Source organism: Chryseobacterium electrogenes (assembly GCF_053553015.1).
Genome location: NZ_JBNPPB010000002.1, coordinates 1,090,497 through 1,111,947 on the forward strand (window position 1 = coordinate 1,090,497; position 21,451 = coordinate 1,111,947).

General features: G+C 32.0%; 18 protein-coding genes. 4 read left to right on the plus strand and 14 right to left on the minus strand.

What is annotated here, in order from left to right; genetic code table 11:
- Positions 1-7: 7 nt before the first annotated feature.
- Positions 8-910 (minus strand): phage tail-like protein, encoded by a 903-nt coding sequence (locus ACQQ6V_RS04915; protein ID WP_448844439.1) that lies wholly within the window; start codon positions 908-910, stop codon positions 8-10.
- Positions 911-1,502: 592 nt separating this feature from the next.
- Between ACQQ6V_RS04915 and ACQQ6V_RS04920 the strand changes: the two genes are divergently transcribed.
- Entirely contained in the window at positions 1,503-3,860 is a 2,358-nt protein-coding gene (locus tag ACQQ6V_RS04920; protein WP_448844440.1) for a TonB-dependent receptor domain-containing protein, read from the plus strand.
- A 95-nt stretch (positions 3,861-3,955) separates the two neighbouring features.
- Here ACQQ6V_RS04920 and ACQQ6V_RS04925 read toward each other — a convergent pair whose 3' ends face one another.
- The 5 genes from ACQQ6V_RS04925 to ACQQ6V_RS04945 form a co-directional block, all read right to left on the minus strand.
- Positions 3,956-4,615 (minus strand): hypothetical protein, encoded by a 660-nt coding sequence (locus tag ACQQ6V_RS04925; RefSeq protein WP_448844441.1) that lies wholly within the window; start codon positions 4,613-4,615, stop codon positions 3,956-3,958.
- Position 4,616: 1 nt separating this feature from the next.
- Positions 4,617-5,303, minus strand: coding sequence for a hypothetical protein (locus ACQQ6V_RS04930; RefSeq protein WP_448844442.1), 687 nt, complete (start codon positions 5,301-5,303; stop codon positions 4,617-4,619).
- Between the two features lie 5 nt (positions 5,304-5,308).
- Positions 5,309-5,974 (minus strand): hypothetical protein, encoded by a 666-nt coding sequence (locus ACQQ6V_RS04935; protein ID WP_448844443.1) that lies wholly within the window; start codon positions 5,972-5,974, stop codon positions 5,309-5,311.
- 476 nt (positions 5,975-6,450) lie between these two features.
- Positions 6,451-7,215, minus strand: coding sequence for a TIGR03915 family putative DNA repair protein (locus tag ACQQ6V_RS04940; RefSeq protein WP_448844444.1), 765 nt, complete (start codon positions 7,213-7,215; stop codon positions 6,451-6,453).
- Positions 7,215-8,477 carry a putative DNA modification/repair radical SAM protein gene (locus ACQQ6V_RS04945; RefSeq protein ID WP_448844445.1) on the minus strand — a complete coding sequence of 421 codons (1,263 nt, stop codon included), beginning with the start codon at positions 8,475-8,477 and terminating at the stop codon, positions 7,215-7,217. Before ACQQ6V_RS04945 ends, ACQQ6V_RS04940 begins: the two co-directional genes overlap by 1 nt.
- A 249-nt stretch (positions 8,478-8,726) precedes the next feature.
- On the opposite strand from ACQQ6V_RS04945, the gene ACQQ6V_RS04950 reads away from it, so the two are divergent.
- Positions 8,727-8,903, plus strand: a complete 177-nt coding sequence (locus ACQQ6V_RS04950; protein WP_448844446.1) for a BF3379 family histone-like protein — start codon at positions 8,727-8,729, stop codon at positions 8,901-8,903.
- A gap of 65 nt (positions 8,904-8,968) precedes the next feature.
- Here ACQQ6V_RS04950 and ACQQ6V_RS04955 read toward each other — a convergent pair whose 3' ends face one another.
- A complete protein-coding gene (locus tag ACQQ6V_RS04955; protein WP_448844447.1) occupies positions 8,969-9,124 on the minus strand; it encodes a hypothetical protein in 156 nt (51 codons plus the stop codon).
- Between the two features lie 197 nt (positions 9,125-9,321).
- Here ACQQ6V_RS04955 and ACQQ6V_RS04960 point away from each other — a divergent pair, with 197 nt between their 5' ends.
- Both ACQQ6V_RS04960 and ACQQ6V_RS04965 read left to right on the plus strand, forming a co-directional pair.
- Positions 9,322-9,972 (plus strand): hypothetical protein, encoded by a 651-nt coding sequence (locus tag ACQQ6V_RS04960; RefSeq protein ID WP_448844448.1) that lies wholly within the window; start codon positions 9,322-9,324, stop codon positions 9,970-9,972.
- Positions 9,973-9,990: 18 nt separating this feature from the next.
- Positions 9,991-10,629: a hypothetical protein gene (locus ACQQ6V_RS04965; protein ID WP_448844449.1), complete on the plus strand. Its 639-nt coding sequence runs from the start codon at positions 9,991-9,993 to the stop codon at positions 10,627-10,629.
- A gap of 159 nt (positions 10,630-10,788) precedes the next feature.
- Here ACQQ6V_RS04965 and ACQQ6V_RS04970 read toward each other — a convergent pair whose 3' ends face one another.
- The 7 genes from ACQQ6V_RS04970 to ACQQ6V_RS05000 form a co-directional block, all read right to left on the minus strand.
- Entirely contained in the window at positions 10,789-11,484 is a 696-nt protein-coding gene (locus ACQQ6V_RS04970) for an FUSC family protein (protein WP_448844450.1), read from the minus strand.
- Between the two features lie 144 nt (positions 11,485-11,628).
- Positions 11,629-12,519 (minus strand): viperin family antiviral radical SAM protein, encoded by an 891-nt coding sequence (locus tag ACQQ6V_RS04975; RefSeq protein WP_448844451.1) that lies wholly within the window; start codon positions 12,517-12,519, stop codon positions 11,629-11,631.
- Between the two features lie 131 nt (positions 12,520-12,650).
- Positions 12,651-13,409: a LytR/AlgR family response regulator transcription factor gene (locus ACQQ6V_RS04980; RefSeq protein WP_448844452.1), complete on the minus strand. Its 759-nt coding sequence runs from the start codon at positions 13,407-13,409 to the stop codon at positions 12,651-12,653.
- 21 nt (positions 13,410-13,430) lie between these two features.
- Positions 13,431-14,126: a M48 family metallopeptidase gene (locus ACQQ6V_RS04985; protein WP_448844453.1), complete on the minus strand. Its 696-nt coding sequence runs from the start codon at positions 14,124-14,126 to the stop codon at positions 13,431-13,433.
- Positions 14,126-17,179 (minus strand): type I restriction endonuclease subunit R, encoded by a 3,054-nt coding sequence (locus ACQQ6V_RS04990; RefSeq protein ID WP_448844454.1) that lies wholly within the window; start codon positions 17,177-17,179, stop codon positions 14,126-14,128. The genes ACQQ6V_RS04985 and ACQQ6V_RS04990 overlap by 1 nt, the downstream gene beginning before the upstream one ends.
- Before the next feature lie 2 nt (positions 17,180-17,181).
- Positions 17,182-19,656: a GmrSD restriction endonuclease domain-containing protein gene (locus ACQQ6V_RS04995; RefSeq protein ID WP_448844455.1), complete on the minus strand. Its 2,475-nt coding sequence runs from the start codon at positions 19,654-19,656 to the stop codon at positions 17,182-17,184.
- Positions 19,657-19,660: 4 nt separating this feature from the next.
- Complete coding sequence (locus ACQQ6V_RS05000) at positions 19,661-21,439, minus strand: GmrSD restriction endonuclease domain-containing protein (protein ID WP_448844456.1); 1,779 nt, start codon at positions 21,437-21,439, stop codon at positions 19,661-19,663.
- Positions 21,440-21,451: the final 12 nt, after the last annotated feature.

Sequence of the window (21,451 nt, forward strand, 5' to 3'; positions counted from 1 at the left end):
TTTTTAATTAATTAGCTGGGAAATAAGTAATCGTAAGAATATTGGCTTGATTTCTATTAATACCAAATGCAGAAAAAGTATCAGAAGAATAGCTATTTCCTGTTGTTCCTGGCGTAATATATCGGGTTAATACAATTACTTTATCTCCAGCATTCATAGCTATTACACCAGATGCTCTAATTGTTAGAGGCTCACTAGCTGAGATCGCAGAATTTAATGGTTGATTAAGAATTGCAAAAGAACCATTATTAATCACGGCTGGGGTATTACCCGAGGTAAATGTCTTAGAAAGTCCAAGTCTTACAACACTATTAGTTGATTGCGCTTGACTAGAGACCAAAAGGGCTGAAGCCTCAAACTGATAATAGCCCGTACGCGTCGCTGTAAAAATAGAATTAGCAGCATCATATGAACTTCCGTCTCTGTCAAAAACCTTGTTTTTAAAATACAATTGTCTAATGTTAGCTCCTGATCCTGTACTAATATCTGAGCTGCTAATATAATCTAGATAATTAGATGTTGTCTGCGGAAAAGTAGCAATAACAAGTAACTTAGGAACTCCTAGCTTGTCAAGTTGATCATCTAAGTTAGTTTGATTTACAACTAAATTCCATGTACTTGTTTCTGTAGAAAAATAATAAAAATTATTTGCAATGGTATCATCTGTAATTGTAGCAGGGGTACCATTATTTCCATTATTAAGGTTATACACTAATAGTCCATTAGCAGGACTAGCAATTGTGGTTACATCTGACTTACCAGTTAAATTCACACGCGGAATTAAAACGCCTTTGGAAGAACTTTCAATGTCTAAAACAGCACTAGAATCTGGCGAGGTTGTATTAATCCCTACTTGTGCAAAAGAACTAATACTTATAAGTAATAAGCCTATAATTTTTAATCTTATCATAATTTTTATTTTATTTTTAGTAAATCTAACTATTTCACATTAAAATATACCGTATAATTAAATATAAAATGTTTTATTTTCATTCAATCAAATAAATAAATATATTATATACAATAAATGCATATTTTAATTATAATAATAACCGTAAATAATTATTGTTTATAAATTGATATTTTAAAGAAATAAAAAATTTAAAAAAAATAGTGTAAGAACATCATTTTACATCAAAAAGATGCTAATCAAGCTTATATTAACTTGGCATTATTCCCCATATTTGGCTTCTAAAAGCTTAACAGAAAACATTATTTTTATTTCTTGTATAAAAACTAGATTTTATTCAGAATCAGAACCTAAAAATAAAGCCTATGCCACCAAGGTTATCAATCATCCATTTTCTAAGAATATTATAACAAGGCAGAAACTAATTAATTGGATTGTATATTAAATTCAAGTTTTAAATCAAAATCTTAAAAAAAACGTTCACTCTTAATATCAGACAGTTACACTTTAAATTTAATATTTTTTAATAAAATTTCACTTTTAGATGTAACAGAATTGAAAGCTGGCTTGTTATAACTATAAAATTAGTGTTATGAAAAGAACAAGCGTTTTATTATTAAGCCTTTTCGGGATGTTAACTTGGGCGCAAAGCATCGAAGGAAAAATTACCGATCAACATAAGCAATCTATTTCTTACGCAGAAGTTGTATTAACTCAAAAAGATAAAAAGATTACAGCAATCACCACCGAGAACGGAAATTATGAACTAAAACTTCCTGCTAATGGCTCTTATCTATTAGAAATATACCGTGATGATCAAAAAATATACAGCGAGCAAGTCGACATCCAAGGTACAATAACAAAAGATATCTTAACCGAAATAAAAACTGCCGAGAAACAATTAGAAGGCGTGACGGTTGTTGCTCAAAAGAAAAAATTGGTTGAGAGAAAAGTCGATCGTCTGGTCTTTAATGTAGAAAATTCTGTTGCCGCCCAAGGTCTAGATGCTATGGAAGCTTTAGCTAAAACGCCCATGCTTAGGACTACTGACGACGCTATAAGTATTGCTGGCAAAAACCAAGTTGCCGTGATGGTTAATGATAGGCTTCTCAATATTTCTGGTCAAGAGTTGATTAATTATCTTAAAAGTCTTAGATCGGACGATATTGCAAAAATTGAAGTTATCACTACGCCGCCATCAAAGTATGCTGCCGACGGAATTAGTGGTCTCATCAATATTATCCTTAAGAAAAATACATCGTTAGGCTTTAATGGATCACTTCAGATGTCTGCCAACTATAATAAACACATTGCATCTTGGAGAGATGGTACCACACTTAATTATCAAGGTAAAAAACTATCATTAACGGCTAATCTTGGTATTGGCGAGAATCAATTCAGACAAGAAAACTTTAATAATATCGTAGGAAATGATTTTTATTGGAAAAACACCAATCTATATTTTGGAAGATACCGATATAAAAACAGCAATATAAAAGCTGAATACAAACTGAATGATAAGAATACAATTGGAGCAAGCTATAACTATTCTTTCTCCAATCCTCTTAATCAAAATGATGGCAATACTCGCACAGAAAATGCAGGGAAATATTCTGAATTCATCTCAAAAAATACCACCCTCAATAATAATAAAAACCATTATGCTACCGCTTTTTATGATGTAAAACTAGATAGCTTAGGCAGTAAATTGAGTCTATCTGCTAACTTAATGGCCAATAATACCAATGCCAATAATAGGATTTTCACGACTACAGATCGCTTAAAAGAATCGCTTAATCTACCTGAAAACAAATATCGAATCTACTCGGCACAAGCAGACTTAGAAAAGAATTTCAACAAAATAAAAACTGAAGCAGGCTTTAAATTTAGTAGCATTAATAACAATTCTAGTGTTAAGTTTTTTGACATCGAAAACGATAATTATATCATCAATCCTAAAAAGACTTACGATTTTATTTACGATGAAAGAAATTACGCAGCTTACATTTCTACCAATTTCAAAATTAGCGAAAAATGGGATGCCAAAGCTGGTCTAAGATACGAATATACAGAACTAACGGGAGAATCCCCGCAGACTAATCTTACCAATAGTACGCAATATGGCAAGTTTTTCCCGACGGCTTATATAAGCTATAAACCGAATGATAACAATGCTTATAGCATTAATTATTCTAGAAGAATTAGAAGACCTTATTTCGGAAACCTTAATCCTTTCAGAAATTACACATCGGATTTCGAATATTTTGTAGGAAATCCTTATCTGCAACCGTCATTTACAGATAATCTAGAATTGAGCTATGTCTTGAAGAATAATTTTACCACTACTCTATATTACAACGATTCTAAAAACTCTTATGATGGTATTATGAAGATTATAGATGGGACAAGATTAAGAACTATAGAAAATTTCTTTAGCGAAATCCAAACAGGCTTAAGTGTTAATTACAATTTTAACAAACTGAAATGGCTAGAATCCAACATCTTCGCCACTGGATTTTATAACAAGTCCAAAACAGATAGATCTGATATTGTCGTTAACTCTGGTAGTTATGGTGCTAATCTTAATATCGATAATAACTTTTTCTTGACCAAAGACAAAACCGTTATTCTGTATTTAGGTTACTGGGCAGACTTCCCTAGTCAAAAAGGCATTAGCAATATTAGTATGATGAATGGGACTTATGGTGGTGTAAAACTGAATCTAATGCAGAAAAATCTGATGTTACAATTTCATGTTAATGATATATTCAATACGCAATATTACAAAGGTGAAGAATATTACTCTAACTACACCTCGAATTTTAAATATAAAGGAAGTTCACAAAATGTTTACCTGTCTGCCACATACAAATTCGGTAATAACAACGTTAAAGGTGCGACAAAGCAAAATAAATTTGAAGAACAAAGCCGTGTTGGTGGAGGTTCTTAGTCTGGACACTATTTTTTATTCATATTCATTATCAAAAAACCCGTCTAACAATTGTTGACGGGTTTTCTTGTATGTTTTATATAATTAAATAAGATTTAAAATCTTTCGCAGACCATAGAATAGCTGACGTTATTATCGGCAGCAGTTCTTGCTACAAATGTTACACGATACATATTAACATCTCCAGGATAGGTGATATAATACTCATCTAATGTATCTTTTGAAAATGCACCTGTAGAATCTGTAGCATTGCCGATATCAACCCATTGATTACTAGCATTAATTGTAGTCATCTGGTTGGTATTAAGGCTTCTTCCAGTATTTACAGTAAAATTATTAGCGCTACTATTTCTTTTTCTAATCCTGCTGTAATAAATATTTGTATCAGACGTATTAGCTGTTACTAATTTTATCTGAGGCATTACCGGATTATTATATCTAAATTGAAAACGTCCGCAAGGAACGATTAAGTTAGTATCTGGACCTGTTGCAGAAAGTACAAATTTTTTGTTAACAACATATAGCTGATCTATCTTATCAAGAATATCCTGTTTATCCCAATATTCTATTTCTCCAGCAGCATTTGTTACTAAGATCTTAGTATAATTAGGATCATTTTTTTTGTATTCTAACCCTCGCAATCTTAGATTTCCATTAATATCCAACATTCTTACTGGATTAGGATTATTAACTCCAACTTGAGCAGAAATACTAATTCCAGAAGTTATTATCAATAATATTAATATTTTTTTCATACTAAATTTCTTTTACGTAGAATTTTTCACAAATTAAAGCGTAATTAGTCAATGTACTTGTATTGCGCAATCTGCTAAGAGTTAACTTATACAAATTACCCTGTTTAGGCAATACTATAGTGTAAATTCTTACAGTGTTATTATCACTATTAAAAACTGTGTCATCTAATAATCTATATTTATTATAATAAGTGTTTGCTGCAGAATTATCATTTACAAAAACAACATTAGTTTTATTATCGTAACTATAAGAATTATTAATAAACCTTTTTATACCGTATGATACACTAAAATTAGTAACATTATTAGTTTTAAAAACAGTATCAGTAAGAAGTTTAAATTCAGCATTTTCGCCATTAAATCTAAACACAACATCTCCACAGGCGCATTCTTTAGAGCTATCAGCTGCCGTAGCATTATATAACACACGAATTACAGCCATATTATTAAGCTCTGACTGTATCAATGCAGTCGTTTTTATATAATCTACATTTCCGTTAGCCTTACTCGCTGTTAGAAGATTATTATAACCTGCAACATTTGTTTTATCCTTAAGATCAGTAATAATAATATTACCATTAACGTCTACTGTTCTTGTTGGACTATCTGTAGCGATACCTATATTTTGAGATTTAGCAAAAATAAAAGTAGCTAAAGAAAATAACCCTATAAAATATCTATTCTTCATATCTCTTAAAATTTTTCGCAAGCCGCAACAAAATCATAACTTGTATTACTGTGCTTCACTCTATATATAATTAAACGGTAAAAATTGTTATCTCCAGGATATTGAAAATGCATTACATTCTGCTCATAATCTGCGACATTAGCACTTGCAAACAATTGCGCTGTATTATAATTAGTTGTTGTAAATACAAAAGGTAATGTATTATTAGGAGTTGTTCCCTGATAAAACTGAAAACCATTACCAGACCAGTTTTGCTCCATATTCATATATATACTAACTGTACTTTCAGGTTTACTTTGAAGATAAAATTTAATATTAGAATCCGTGCTTTTATCAAATATAAAAACAAATTTTCCGCACTTAAGCTCCTTAGCTTCATCACCTGTACCAGTTGTCTGATTATATACAGTGCTGTACGTTTCTTTATTAGAAAATCCTACAGTACCAGATGCGGGAAGAAAATCTTGCTTAACAACATAGTCTACATTCCCTTTTTGATCAGCAACGAGAATACGATCAAAATCTGCATCATCAGAAGCATCCTTTAGATCAGAAACTTTTAGATTTCCATTAATATGAAGAGTTCTTTTAGGATCATTAGTATTTATCCCAACTTGAGTGTAGAAAAAATTAGCGCAAAAGAACATTAATATACATGTGTATTTTTTCATCAAAATATTGTGTAATAAAAAATTAATAAAATAACAATATGGATGAAAATATCATATATAATTGCTATTATATTGGGGGTGCAAATTTATAATAATTTATTAATATGGGAAAATAAATAAATTATCAAAAACAATAAAAACAAAAACACAACCCATATCCATTACTTATAAAAAGCCAAAAATAAAATACAAAAGACTGAATTACAAATCATTGAAAATCATAAAAAACTTATAATGATCAAAAATTAAAATATTTTTTAACATTCTTTTTTTTTCAAAAATTGAAAAATACAAGCGAAAAATAGCATTATTCAACTTAAATCAAAGGTCTAAATCATTATATTTTTCACTAATATATCATGTTATAATTCAAAAATAATCAACAATAAATATTGACTTCTCAAACTAAAGTAATGCTCAAAATCACAATTTAAGCAATGCTAATAATAACGAAAAAGTATTAAGAGTTTGGTAGATTATTGTTTCTCCGTTAAGTATTTCCAATATCGTCTTGGCACGTGTTGCAGATGGAGTTTCATGTTTTTTCGAGCTTCAATATTTGTACTTTTAAAATACTGTTTCCATAATGTTTGAAAATGAATTTCTCGCTCGTCAATATCTATAGAAGATGTCGTAATATCGGTAGAATTAGAATTTTGAGGCAATAAATTAACTTCTTCTATTTGGCTCAAATTATATAATAATCCATATTTTCTTTTAACATCGTAAATCAGCCAAACCTGATCAGCATATCTTTTTTTGAAAAAGCTCGCGATAAGTGGCAACACATTAAAATCTGGATCTATCATGCAATAAAAAGTTCCATCGTTACTTTTTTCGAACCTAATAAAAGCTTGCATGCGATGACGCTCTCGCCTAACTTTGGTGTACATCTGATGAAAATAAAGCACGCGATCATCACCAAAATTCTCAAAAATATTAGCATCATTCCGGAAAACGTGTTGGATTATATAAAACAAAACATTTCTCGCCTTGGCATCTTCAGAAAGAAAAACCCAATATAATTGTTTGACTTGCTCGGATTTCAGTTTTTGCTTAAGACCTTTCATCACACGGTTAGCTTTGATGGGATCAGAAATAATCTCTAATTCTTCCTCAAAAAAAGAACTTATATAATTGTCTTTTTCACTGATATTAACATCAAAATTTTTGCGTTCAAAGCTCTCAAAAACAGCCGTCAATAAACCTTGATAACTTCCGTCAAACAAATAATTTACCATTAGAAAAGTGACAATTGATTTTCCGGAACTTTAGATTGATATTTACTTTTAGAATTTTTCAATATCTGTTTTTTGATGTTTAAAGAACTAGGATTACCAAGGCTGAAAGGCGTATCTGTACACGTCATAAAAAATTTGGCTCGGTTAAAGCTAATACCCATTTTTCTAACTTGATACTCATGCAACTTCCCGAATTGCCTGCTTTTGATAATTTTCATTGCAGAACCTCGGCCAACGCCAGGGATTCTTATAATTTCTTGATAACTCGCCGTATTAATATCAACTGGGAAAAACTGCGGATTTCTCAGCGCCCAACCTAATTTCGGATCAATATCCATATCGAGATTTATGAAGTTAGGATTGAGAATTTCATCTAATTTAAAATCATAAAATCTCAACAGCCAATCGGTTTGATATAATCTATTTTCTCTAATCAAAGGTGGTTGAGAACCAATCTGTGGCAGAAACTTATTATCATTATTAATAGGAATATAACCGCTGTAATACACTCTTTTTAGGTTGTAATTTTGGTAAAACTCATTAGCGACATTCATAATTTCAAAATCACTTTCTGGCGTTGCACCAATAACCATCTGCGTACTTTGTCCTGCGGGAACAAAGAGTGGTTTTTTCTTGATAAGCTTAGATTCTGACTTAATTTCTAAAATTTGATTTTGGACAAAAGCCAAAGGTTTTCTTACAGAATCATGATCTTTTTCTGGCGCAACTAACTTAAGTCCAGCTTCTGTTGGCATTTCTAGATTAATGCTCATCCTATCAACATACAGTCCCGCTTCTTTTATTAATTCTTCGCTAGCTCCAGGAATGGTTTTAAGATGAATATAACCATTATAACGCTCATCAACTCTAAGTTTTTTAACGATTCTCATGAGCCTTTCCATAGTATAGTCCGCACTTTTGAAAATCCCAGAACTTAGGAATAGGCCTTCAATATAATTTCTACGGTAAAAATTCATGGTTAGATCCACCACTTCGTCTACGGTAAAAGCAGCACGTTTTACATCATTACTTTTTCTGCTCACACAAAAAGCACAATCATAAATACAGTGATTGGTAAGCAAAATCTTTAGCAAAGAAACACAGCGTCCATCTTCTGTATAAGTATGGCAAATTCCGGAAGTCGAAGCATCTCCAATTCCGCCTTCATTTTTCCGTTTGCTTCCACTAGAACTACAACTTACATCGTATTTTGCAGCGTCTGCTAAAATCATTAATTTCTCCTGAATTCTGTCCATCCTCATTATTATAGAAGCCGAAAATTACAAAAACCGAGATAAAATCTAATATTTTTTATGTTAAAATAATACATCACGAGAACTTAATTATGATACAATCTTGAGAAGTCCGATTAACAGAGACTTCTTCATTTTCTAAAAAATTAAAAAAAAATCTCTGAAATCCCATTTTTTTCTATTCTTAGGTCGATATAATCTTGGATTAATGCAATAAAAGGTTATTTTTGCAACGCAAATTTTTTAAAATACGATCAAATGAACGAGTTAATCGAAAAAATCTCTGCAAGCTTTGAAGCACTTAAAGCTGATGCAGATTTACAAGCAGAAAAAGGTAACAAAGCTGCTGGTACAAGAGCACGTAAAACCTCTTTAGAATTAGAAAAACTTTTGAAGGAATTCAGAAAAGTTTCTTTGGAAGAATCTAAGAAGTAATCCAAAAGCATCTTCATGTTTTATAACATCTCAAGACAAATCTTATTGAGATTATCCTTGTTTTATTAGGAGATTTCAATTGTAAAGTTTTGTCTTGGGTAGATGCTAATTTCCATTAAATCAACTTCTACTATTTCAAAATAAATTCTAACTTTATTTTGATTACACCACCAACGTTCTGCACTTTTTTTTCCTTGCAGTAACAGGCGATTGATTGCCACTTTAGTCTTCTTATACTTCCCCGATTTTAATTATCTTTTTAAAAGCCAAAAAATTGCTTAGAATTAATAAGTTCTTTTTTTTATTTTTAATACAACCTTTTTATTTAATGTAAATTTCACTATAATAAAACATTATTTAATACTATTTTTTATTTTAAATTAATTATTTTTACATCTCTAATAATGAAATAGTTTAAATGAAAAAAGAAATTACACTAATTTTAGTAACTTGTATTAGTGCACTAAGTTTTAGTCAAAGTGGAAAGGTAGGGATTGCAACATCTACGCCTACAGAAATTCTAGATGTAAAAGGTACTATGAGAGTACGTTCTCTTCCTAATAATGGTTCTACAAATTCCATTTTTACAACAGGTGTGGACACTAATTCAGGAACCAGTCCAACACAAACTTTCAATGCTGTTACCCCTGTAGTAGTTGATGCCAATGGTGTTCTGGGAAAAAATACGGCTGGTGAACTTGTCAATAATAATAACGCAACAGGCTTTAATCCTGCTAATAATACATCAACAGCAACTTTTGTAGTAAAAAGATTTACCTTAAAAGATGATGTTGGTGGTCTTAAAGGTACTTATAATAATGCTACTGGATTTGACACAGGTATGGATTCTACAAACTGGCAAGCAATCATGTCTAATGTAATGATTACAATCAATAGTAACACAGCAAGTCCTTTTGCTGAAGGAAGCCCTTTTAATTATAGACTAAAGACAGAAGCAACCGGAAACTGGAGAATTGTTGGAGATATTGTAAATTCTACTGAAACTTTAGTAGTTGATGTACTATTCATTAAATCTAAGTTTGTTGCAGCAGACTCAAGATTAAATTAATAATTAGATTTTTAGTATATGAAAAAATTTAACACTGTATTGTTTATAGTACTTTCAGTTTTTTTTTACAAGGTGAGTGCACAAATAGGTATTAACTCTGCTACACCAACAGAGGTTCTTGACGTTAACGGTACAACACGTATACGCTCTCTACCACCCATTGGAACATCAAACTCTATCTACACTACAGGTACAGACACAAGCAACGGACTAGCTCCTTCCGAAGTTTTTAATGGGAGTACAATGATATATTCAGATGCTAATGGAGTTTTAGGAAAGTCTACTAGCACAACCTCAAATCTGATGCCTAATAACACGACTACAGGATTTAACACATCCGATACTTCAACTGCTATGTTTGTTATTAAAAGATTTACCGTTGCTGACTGGCCTTCTAGTGGTGGTGGATTAAGTACAGGAATGAGTGTCGCAGGATGGGAAGCTATTATGTCGAACATTCAATTTAACATTCCTACAAATGCTTCAACAGAAAATATTTTCGCAGCGAATGCTCTGCATAATTATCGTTTACTAGGACCAGCCAATGATGTATGGAAAATTATAGGTGATATAAATGCAATAAGTGACGGAAATAAATCTGTTGATATTTTATTTATAAAAAAGACGATTACCGCTTCTGATGCAAGGACAAATTAATATTTTGATTTCTTAAAGTCTAACTCCTAATTTTGTCTTGTCCTAAAAATCCGATACAAATTTTAGGTCAGAAATAAATAGTTAAACCAAAGTAAAAATATTTTTGCTTTGGTTTTTCATTTTTAATAAATAATTCTTCAACAAACTGTATTAAATACTTTACTTTTTTAAAATCTTCTTAGTTAATCTGACACGCTTTACAAAGTGAAATCTAAGTCGTTCATTATAAATCACCCAACCGCCGATAATCCCTAGAAGAGAGCCTAGAAGAACATCTTTTAATCTGGATATTACTAAAAGATCTGGATCCAAAGTGAGAGAATGGCCAGCTTCCGACAGCAAAACCGTCATTGGCGTAACAAATAAAACAGCAAAAAAGTAATTTTTGACGATAAATAATTCAACTAAAAACTGCAAAACCATTATGGCGATTATTATCTCAATTGGTGCTTGCAAAAATGATAAAATCATACCGCACAACAGCATGCCAAGTATAGTACCCAAAACTCTATACAATCCACGACGCCAGATATGTTGTCTGGTAACGCCCTGCATGACAGCAAGACAGGATATTGGCACCCAATAAGGATTGTCCAAACCTAGGAAATGAGCGATAAAGAATGAAGAGGACATGAAAATCCCAATAATGACCGCTTCTAAGTAATCTACATCGTTTTGAAGAGAAAGCTGTGATAATGTTTCTTTTATATCTTTACTAATATTGGGTTTCAAAACTAATAAACTAAAGATGACAGCAATTATGCATGATAAGAAAACACCCAAAGTAACAAGTCCTATCCTATGTGGAATTTCTTCTAAAGAATAAGGAAGCCCGCCAGCCATAGCAGCCATCATGATGAAGAAAAAATTACCCGGTGGTTTTATTTGTACATATTTGGAAATCCAATATATTAAAACATCTAAATAATATATCTAGACCAAATACCGAAAGAAAAACAGGCAACTATCTAAGGTTGCCTATTTTAATTTTCTACAAGATTATTCTTTTTTATCTATACTCCACTGATAAATTCCTTTTCTATCAATAAATTTATTATAATTATAATCAAGCTCATGATATGCGTTTTCAACGTCTGTTTCTAATATAGGTTGACTGTATTCTTGTTTCCCATTTTTATTAGTATAAAATCTGCCCGCAGGATCTATCATCACATAGCTATCTTTCATTTGATCATTATTTTCCCTTATCATAATCCCATTCTCCTCAAACTGATGATGCCTAGAAAGGAAATAATTAAATTGTTCATCACTGATAACAAATTCATCAATATATTCATCATTTTCACCTTTAATAGGCAACACCTGAAAAACCTTCCATCGCTGAGGCTGAGCATAGGTTATAAGTTCTGTCAGAGATTCAGTAAAATTCATTTGATGTACCACTGTATTAATTTTAAGTTGATAGCCGTGGCTCTTTATCTGATCAATCATTTTCTTGTAGGAAGTCACACTGATTGCTATTTTTCCTTTGACAGATCTCCCTGACTTTATATTAACATCATCAATTAAACTGTCAATACTTAAAATAATCCAATCCAGAAGTCCTTTATTTTGCTTTAAAAATTGCTCATTGATTTTCGTTCCATTGGTGACAATCATTGTCGTCATACCATATTGTTTTGCTGAAGAAATAAGTTCTGATATCCACGGGCAAATCGTAGGTTCTCCACCAGCAAATGTGATTTTTTGAAAACCAAAATCAGCGAGTTCTTTAATGAGTTGTAAAGATTGCTCTTTTGGAAGATGTCCTTTAGGAAGCAGTTTTTTGGCATCATAAAATGGCGCAAAACAGAACTTACATCTCATGTTGCATGGTTCCCATAAGTGATAATTGACAGAAGGAATAATTCCCTCAAAGGATGTTTTCATAGTTTGATTAACAGATTTGTTGTTATATCAATCATTAATCAAATCAACATCCAAAAAGCAAAAAAAATACGCTTGCGGAAACAACAGCGAAAGCGTAATAATAAAAACGTTTTTTTGAGGAATAAGAACGCTTAAAAAATCAGTTTTCTAATGATAGTCTGATAATTTTCTGATACTGGAAGGTAATGACTTTTTGTCCTATTCTCAGTATCGAATATACTAATTTCAATACTTTCAGTTTTTGGATGGTAACATCTGACAAACTTTTTATTAACTCTAAATGATTTATGAATCGTTATAAACTGTGATTTCATGAATCCTTTATCTTCCATTCTGGAAAACGAAAAGTCAATAAGATTGACAGGTTGGCGATTAATAAAATGAACTTGTTTGTTATTAGACTCAGAGCCAGCCATCTTATCGGCACACAAGTAAACGATGTCATCAATTAAAATCTTATTCTTTTTGGTTTTGTTGAAATCAAGATATACATATTGCGGTGCTGCAAAAAAGCTAACTTCTTTTAAAAATCTTTTGAAGCTCTTTACAAACTGTTCTTCGTTAAAGGGTTTGGTGATATGATCTACACAGATTTCTGCATCACGTTTCAAATTTTCAATATCTCTAATATATTCCTTTGTTTCTCCAATAAACATGACAGGTAACTGAAGTTCTTGTGCGACATCTAGTCCATTCATTGTATTATTTAAAAGCACTAAGTCTGTGACCAGTATTTCAGGATGAGCTATCCCTACCTCATCCAAAAAGTGATCAGAATTTTGACTTGTTAGTACAACTTCTACATTAGGAAGACTACTAAGATATTTTACCAGTTTTTCTAATTGTCTGCTATTATCTTCTAAAAGAGCGATGCGGTAAGTACGGGTCATTGTCTTAAAATTTACTAAGTCTTATAATGGTAATTCGTTCAAAATTTTTTTTTGAATCCTCCAAGTGGGATAAAACTTATCCATCAAGATTACAAAATTCTTATTATGATTTCTTTCTAGTAAGTGCACCAATTCATGAACGACGATGTACTCAACACATTCGATCGGTTTTTTGGCTAGTTCGATGTTAAACCAAAGCATCCGTTTTTCGATATTACAACTTCCCCACTTGGTTTTCATTTTTCTAATCCCAAAATTAATGTTTGCAATATTCATCTGACGTGCATATTCCGAAATCAAATTTCCAATTTTTGCTTCCAACTCTTTTTTGTACCAGTTAAAAAGTGTCTTTTGTTTCTGCTCTAGCGTAGCATTTGGCAAGGCATACAATTCGATCACGTTGTGTTTCAAAAGTAATTTGGGACGGCTGGCTTCGATAATTTTAAGTAAATAGCGTTTACCTAAAAACTGGTGACTTTCCTGTGTAATCATCAGTTTTGGGTCCTCACGTTCTTGGCTTCTAATTTTGTTTTGCTCTCTCTTTATCCAACCCAATTTTGTGGATGCATAAATTTTCACCTTCTCCGAATCATAAAAATCTGGAGAAGCTATAGTAACTCTTCCATAGGGCGGATGCACACTAAGATGCAGATTTTTAATCGCCTTAAAAGTGACCTCAATTTCGATTGAACCAATATGTAAAATCTCTGTTGCCATTAGTACTCGTCTTTATGCGCATCAATGATTTTATAAATCTCTTCAACCTTACTCACATCGCTGAGCACATCGAAAATGGCTTTTTTTACTAATTTTTGCTTTGCTAAATTCTCTCTGAAGCCTTCCTGCTTGGCATATTGTACTTTCTCTTCCAGAATAAGTGCCAAATTTTCGTCGCCATCCAAAGTGTGGTACAGTGCTACTTTTCCTTTTGTATTTAAAGATTTTGGCACGCCGTCTTTTTTACCTTGGTTTACTTGGCTAGCAATCTTACCAATTTCTTTTAAATAATCATGATAATTGATAGTCTGCTGTTTTCTTTTCTCAATTAATTCTTGTAATAAAACAGACATTTGGTCGAAGTATTTAGGGTCTAGCAAATGCTCTTCAACAATTTTACTACGCACGTTATTTTCTATAACTTCCGCTACAGCTTCTGGATTTCCTTTGATATCTTTCGGCATACTGTCAATGGCTTTATCCATATCAGTTTCCAACAAATCCAGCAGAGAAATATTCTCAAAAGGAGAAATCACCTCCGATTCGTCTGCTTTGATGTATGTATCTATCAGGAAACGCATATCTGCCTCGTAAGCTTTTAAATCAATTGTTTCTCCAGACGCAATGCGAATAATTGTACGTAGGTTTAGATATTCTTCCAGCTTATCATTAAAACGTTTTATCTCTGCATCGGTAAATTTTGCCACAACAAAATCTGCTTTTATATTGGCAAATGCACGGATATATTCTACAATAGCTTTATACAAAGCCATTCTTTTATATTCAGTTGCTTTTAAATCGTTCGGATTTTCTGTATTGCCACAGAAATAATGAATATAGGCCAAATCATTTTTGGGAGAAGCTACATTTTCACAAATACTTTCTACCATTTCTAAAGCCGTAAATAAACGGTCTTTGGCTATTTTCAAGCGGTCTTTCAACTGTATGCCAACCTCTTCTTTCGTAAAACCCTCACTATCTAATTCTGAAGTATAAACATTAATAGCATCCGTTACATTACCAAATAGCTCCATATAATCGATAATGTAGCCATAATCTTTGTCTTCTGTATCAAGACGGTTTACCCTGCAGATTGCCTGAAACAGCGTGTGGTCCTGCATTCTTTTGTCAATATAAATGTAGGAACAAGGTGGCGCATCAAACCCTGTTAATAGCTTAGAAACTACAATTAGTAGCTTCATTCTTGCTGGTTCTTTTCTAAAACTGTCTTTGGAGTCTGCCTCGTAGGTTTCTGTTTTAGATTTGTTCCCTTTTGGGCTAACTTGTTTTAATAAATCGGTGTAAGTTTTAAAAATAAATTGCCTATCGGTTTCATTGTCTGTACCTGTGTCTTCCAGCGATACATCGCTTGCATTGGGGTTGTAGGACGTGATAATGGCGCACTTGTTTTTAAGTTCCGTATTCAGAAATAGACTATAATATTTTGTAGCTTCATAAATACTAGAAGCCACCAAAATAGCATTTCCATTTTGAGACCTTAAGCGAGGTTTTACGGAAAAATCTGCGACAATATCGGCTACTATTTTTTCCATTCTACTTTTAGAGCTTAGCACGTTTTGCATGGTGCCCCATTTCTTCTTAAGCTCATTCTTTTGGAAATCATTTAAGCCACCTGTTTTTGCGTCAAACCATTGGTCCACTTTGGCTTGCGAAGTTAGATTTTGTTCGATAGAACGCCCTTCGTACATCAAATCTTTCACCACGCCATCTTCTACCGCTTCATTAAATTTGTAGGTATGAATGTACCTACCAAATACATCCATGGTTGTTTTCTTATCTTCTTTTAGCAAAGGTGTTCCAGTAAAACCGATGAATACGGCGTTTTGCAAAACGGCTTTCATTACTTGGTTGAGTTTTCCGCTTTGGGTACGGTGACATTCGTCTATAAAAACAAAAATCTCTCCCTGCGTTTGAACCGGGTTATCTTGCAATTCTTTTATGAATGCCTCAAAATCTGTTTCCGTTTTATTACCAAATTTATGAATGAGCGAACAAACCAATCTTGGTCTTGATGAAGTCAAAAACTGCATCAATTCCTTTCCAGATCTTGTTTTGGCAACATCCGTCTCGCCAACATCTTTAAAGACACGCTCTATCTGGTCGTCCAGTTCTGTTCGGTCGGTTAGGATGACAATTCTGGAGTTTGGTACATTTTCCAAAATCCACTTGCCGAGCATTACCATCATTAGCGATTTGCCAGAACCTTGTGTATGCCAAATAATACCACCTTCTTTTTTCCTGATGAAATCTTGCGAAGCTTTCAACGCAAAATACTGATGCGGACGTGGTAATTTTTTCACGCCGGCATCGAAGATTACCCCATTATAAATCAAATCTAAAAGGCGCTGTTTCTCACAAATTTTTTTGAGATATTTATCAAGTTTGTAACCTTCATTGTCATGCTCATCCTCTTTCCAGGATAGGAAATACTTATCTGGCGTCTCTATGGTTCCATACTTTAGACCCTGCGTATTGTTGCCTGCAAGCAAAAACTGAACGGTGCTATAAAACCATTGGTTGAATAATTCTTTTTGATTAGAAATAGATTGGCGCACACTCTCGGCAATATCTGTTGTGCCTCGCTTGAGTTCTAAAACTCCCAGCGCAATACCATTGACATAGATTACTACATCTGGACGCCTGGTGTTTTGCCCTTTGGCAAGTGTCACTTCTTCTGCGATACCAAATTCATTGGCTTCCCAATTTTGCCAATCAATCGGGAAAATGGTGTCAAATTGCTCCCCCAAATCTGGCCTCGCTTTTACGCCATAACGCAACAATGAGTACATCTCTTTGTTACGAGTGTATAAATTACCTGCATTAGTCGTCGCCAAATCATGTATTTCTTTTACCGCTTTATCAGCAAGTACTTCGGAATAACCACGCTTTAGCAAGTTATTTTTAAGAATATCTTCTTCTACGTTGCTATTATGTTCTCTTTTTTCCCAATTGCCGTAATAGGTATATCCCAATTCTTTTTGAAAAAGTTGAATGATACGTTTTTGGGTGATGCGTTCTATGGGGTTAATCATTTTTATAACTTTTCAATTAATTGGGTCAAAGCATCTATAATACTTTCTTTTTTAACTTTTTTAAAATAGTGTTTTAAATTATCATCATAAATAAAATCGTCCATTTTATTCACGACTTCAGCATCAGCAGATCTTTCATTAATTGTATCTGCTTTGTGATAAAAACAAAATTCGTATTCATTATCTTCTTTTGAAAATCTTATATCTAAATCGTATGCCTTTTCTTTTACCTGATAAGATGAGAGTTTTATCCCTGGAAAACCTCCTGTATTTTTATCGAATAGATACATTTTCTTCTCAAACGGTTTTATGTCAAAACTAATATCTAGTAAATACTGATATAACCATATTGTTCTTAATTCTAGATGATATCCTGTTATCGTACTGGAATGAAGAATACGTATATCATCTTTATTAAACCATCGGATCTCATTATATTTACACTCTTGGATAGCTCTTGGATTATTAATAAAATAATATTCCCAGTCATTAATTGTAAATTTATGAGATTTAATAATTGTTTTTAATCCGTCTTGTAATTCTACATGAGGTAATTGCAATAAATGATCTAATAAATTTTTTAAAAATATTCTTTTGTTTTCATTGTTAAATATTTGTCTCCAATTATCATTTCGACTTCTCAAAGAATCATACGATTTTCGACAAAATGAGTGATTGGTTCTTTCTACTAGATAATCGCCTTTTGTTAATAATGCTTGTTGTAGTTCAAAATCTTCTATTTTTTCGGAAAATAGTCCCGAAATTAGTTCTGCATATTGAGAAAATAAAACATTATTTTCGTCTGCTAATTGAAAAACAAATTGAATTTGCCCCATAAAATAGATATGATTTTCTAAACCTTGAATCTCTTTACTATCCCATCCATTTTCAATTTTATTGCATTTGTACTTTTCTTCGGCTATTTGATCTTTATTGAAAAAGGATAAATTGATCATATCCGACATTAGTCCTTCTTTTAAATCTAATACCTCAGAGCTAATTAAGGAATTGATACTTTGCAAAGCATCGTATACATTATCAGGATTTTGAATATAGGTATTGTATATGATATTTCTCATAGTACGCATCCAAAAACTAATATTTATTTTGTCAGATTTTAATAATTCTAGTAAAAAATAGTAATATACTTGATCCCAATAGTTAGGTGTAAAAGTATTATTATTGAGATATAGTGTTAATATATTTTTCCCTTTAGAAATAAAAGGTTCTTTAATAATTGTATTTATTTTTGAATTTGTTTCTTCATCTATTGCAATTAAGGTGGACAATGTTTTGTTAATATGTTGTAAGCAGTCCATTGAAAACAACTCAAAAATTATTTTTTTATTCTCTTTGTCGTTTTTATCTTCGAGTACAAATTGGCTTAAGGGAATATAAGTGACGTTTTGCTTATCGTAATTATCGACATTTCTTATGGTTTGTAATAGATCTTTCAGGTAACGTGGCAAGTTAGGTTCTTTAGATTTTGCTAAATGAAAATTGATTGCTGTTGTTTTTAAATAATTAAAATAAAAATCATCTAATGATCTAAAGTCTGCATCTATTTTTTTCCAGAAAAAATCTAACCACACAGTATCTATTTTTTTCCAGAATGAGCTTAAGAAAGATTGTTCTTCATCTGATAAATTCTTCTTTTCTACAACATCTTGCAACCAAGCTTTAAAATGTTCAAAATCAGTCAATTGCTTACCTCTTTCATTCATTTTAATGTATAATTCATCCGATTGTTTTAGATCATCCAAATCAAGAAAATCAAATTTAAACGGTATTTCTTCTAACTTGACTAAGCTGAAATCAAAATTACTATGGTTAGCGAATTCTTCATGTATGGCTTGCAACATTACAATTGCCCCATTTACAGTTGCATCATACTTCCACTTATCTAGATACCATGTATATTCTGTGATTTGTTTCTGAATATCTGCTTCTAATTCTTTTTCAATTAACTGAATGTTATCTTGATTAGTAAGTGTCTCAAAAAATGCTAATGCCATCTTTCGGTTGTTATATTTAAAATTTAATAACCACAATGATGACTCTTTTTTTCTCATAGAAATATACCAATACAACAAAAATAAAGTAGTTAAACGTTGCTGTCCATCTAATGGAATAAATCGTAAACTTAAAGGTTCGGTCAGTTCATTCACATTAATACTTGCCTCTACGTTGATATTGAACTGATTGGCATATTGTTTTACAGAATGAAGCAACGTACTTACTGATTCTTGATGTAGTTTCAGTTCTCTTTTTCGTTCTTTGCCTTCGATTTTACCGTAGACAAATCCTAAGTGTAATTGAGAATTGGTAACAACATGCTCCACCAAAGATTTTACAAAACGTTCTCTTATATATTTAACATTATCGGAGATTCTGCCTTGTGCATAGTCTCTTTGTATGATAGGCACCTCAATGATATGTGTGCTGATTAATTGGTGAAAATTATATTTTAGGATCATAATATCAATTTAAAAAACAAGTAATTTTGTCTAACATATCACTCATATACGCTTCTCTATCCATAGTATTCCAATAGTTCATCGTTAATTCATCTGATGGAGTCAAAGCTTTTTGGAAAACCTGTTTGGTTGCCAGAGGAACATATGCATTGACATCTAAAACAGAATTAATTTCTAAGATTTCTTGGCGTTTTTTTCTAAATATTTGTTTACCAACCCTAATATTTGTTTTGTCATCCAACAGGCAGAGATTGGATAAATGGTCTTTATCTATAATATCGCCTAACAAGCTTTCTACCTTTTTAACTTTAGAGTTTGCACTTTCCAAATCGCTTTCATCTATTTCTGCAAATGTTCTTTGTAATTCTTCGTTATGCTTCAATGATTCACTTTCAGCAAGTAGTTCTTTGATTTCCAAAATCCAATCCTGCAGATCTTCTTTAAACTCAAACCCATTAGAATTTTTAGCATATATATGCTCGACATTCCAGGCTCGTGTTGTGTTAAACAAATCAAAAGGGAACACATACTTTTTGTCTTGTTGTTGTGCTACTGCTATATTGTACAAGAATAGAATTGGAAAAACGCCTGCTTTCCCATATTTAATTTCATTAATATCGTATTTCCCTTTAAACTTTTCCTTTTTATCTTCAAAAAACTCTTCTTTAAGAATTTCTTTTAAATAGAATTTTAATTCGCTTTTTTTATTAGAATTTCTATATTCTTTTAAAACTGTATGTATTGTTTTTGTAGTAAGATGAACTACAGCGCCCATCAAGTGATACGTCTCTCTGTCTTGGTACCACTCATCTAGCAAATTGTATAACGTTGCTAGACTTCTCCATTCTGGTTGTACTTCGCTGGCAAAGGCGCTCTCATATTGCCGAAAAGTATAATACAAGTCTTCTTCTTTTACACTTTTACCTTTCTCTATCTCCAACAGCAACGTGATTTTATTGGCTAACTCTTTATTGGAACGATTTTTTTGAATAAAATTCCAAAATTCTGGCTTTTTAAGATGCTGTTCTATAGCGTTCCATTCATCAGCAAATTGGTTTTCTTCATATGATTTTCTTGTAGAATCTACAATTTTATTCATATCCAATACAAACAACCCTTTAACCAGTTCTGCTTGGTCTAGACTAATTTTACCATCATTAAAATTGATAAAGGTATTGGCAACATCTTTTGCTTCTAACGCTTCGGTATACCAAATCACTTTGGTATATTCTAGTAGGTTATCGCTAATTGTTTCCGACTCATTGTTTATCTTAAACCAATACTGAATTAGACAATACGCTTTAAAAAAATAAAAATTGTCTACACTATCCTCTATATTATTTTCCTGACAAAAAGAAGTTTTCCAAACTTTCCAAATGAGGTTTTCTATGTCGTCGGCCTCGTTTTTTAATTCTTCCGGAAAACTATAAGTATGTAAATTGGATAGAAAAGTATTTTCTCCATCTTGGGCTGTATTTCTTGTTTCGTATCTAATCTGGTAATAATTGTCTTTTAACAGGTATTTCAATATTAAGAAAATTGTTGTAGTGCGCTGTTGCCCATCAATTAACTCATAATTGCCATCTTTGGCATCTATTACAACTAAAGGTTGCAAGCAATAAAAACCATCTCTGGAGCTATCAAAAGACAAAATATCGTTCAAAAGGGCGTCTATTTCTCTTTTACCCCAACGGTATCCTCTTTGATATTTGTTGATGTAGAAATTTTTATTTTTTAAATCCTTTATAGTGACTAAGGGATTTTCTATAAGATTTGGTTCCATAGTTTAGTTTTT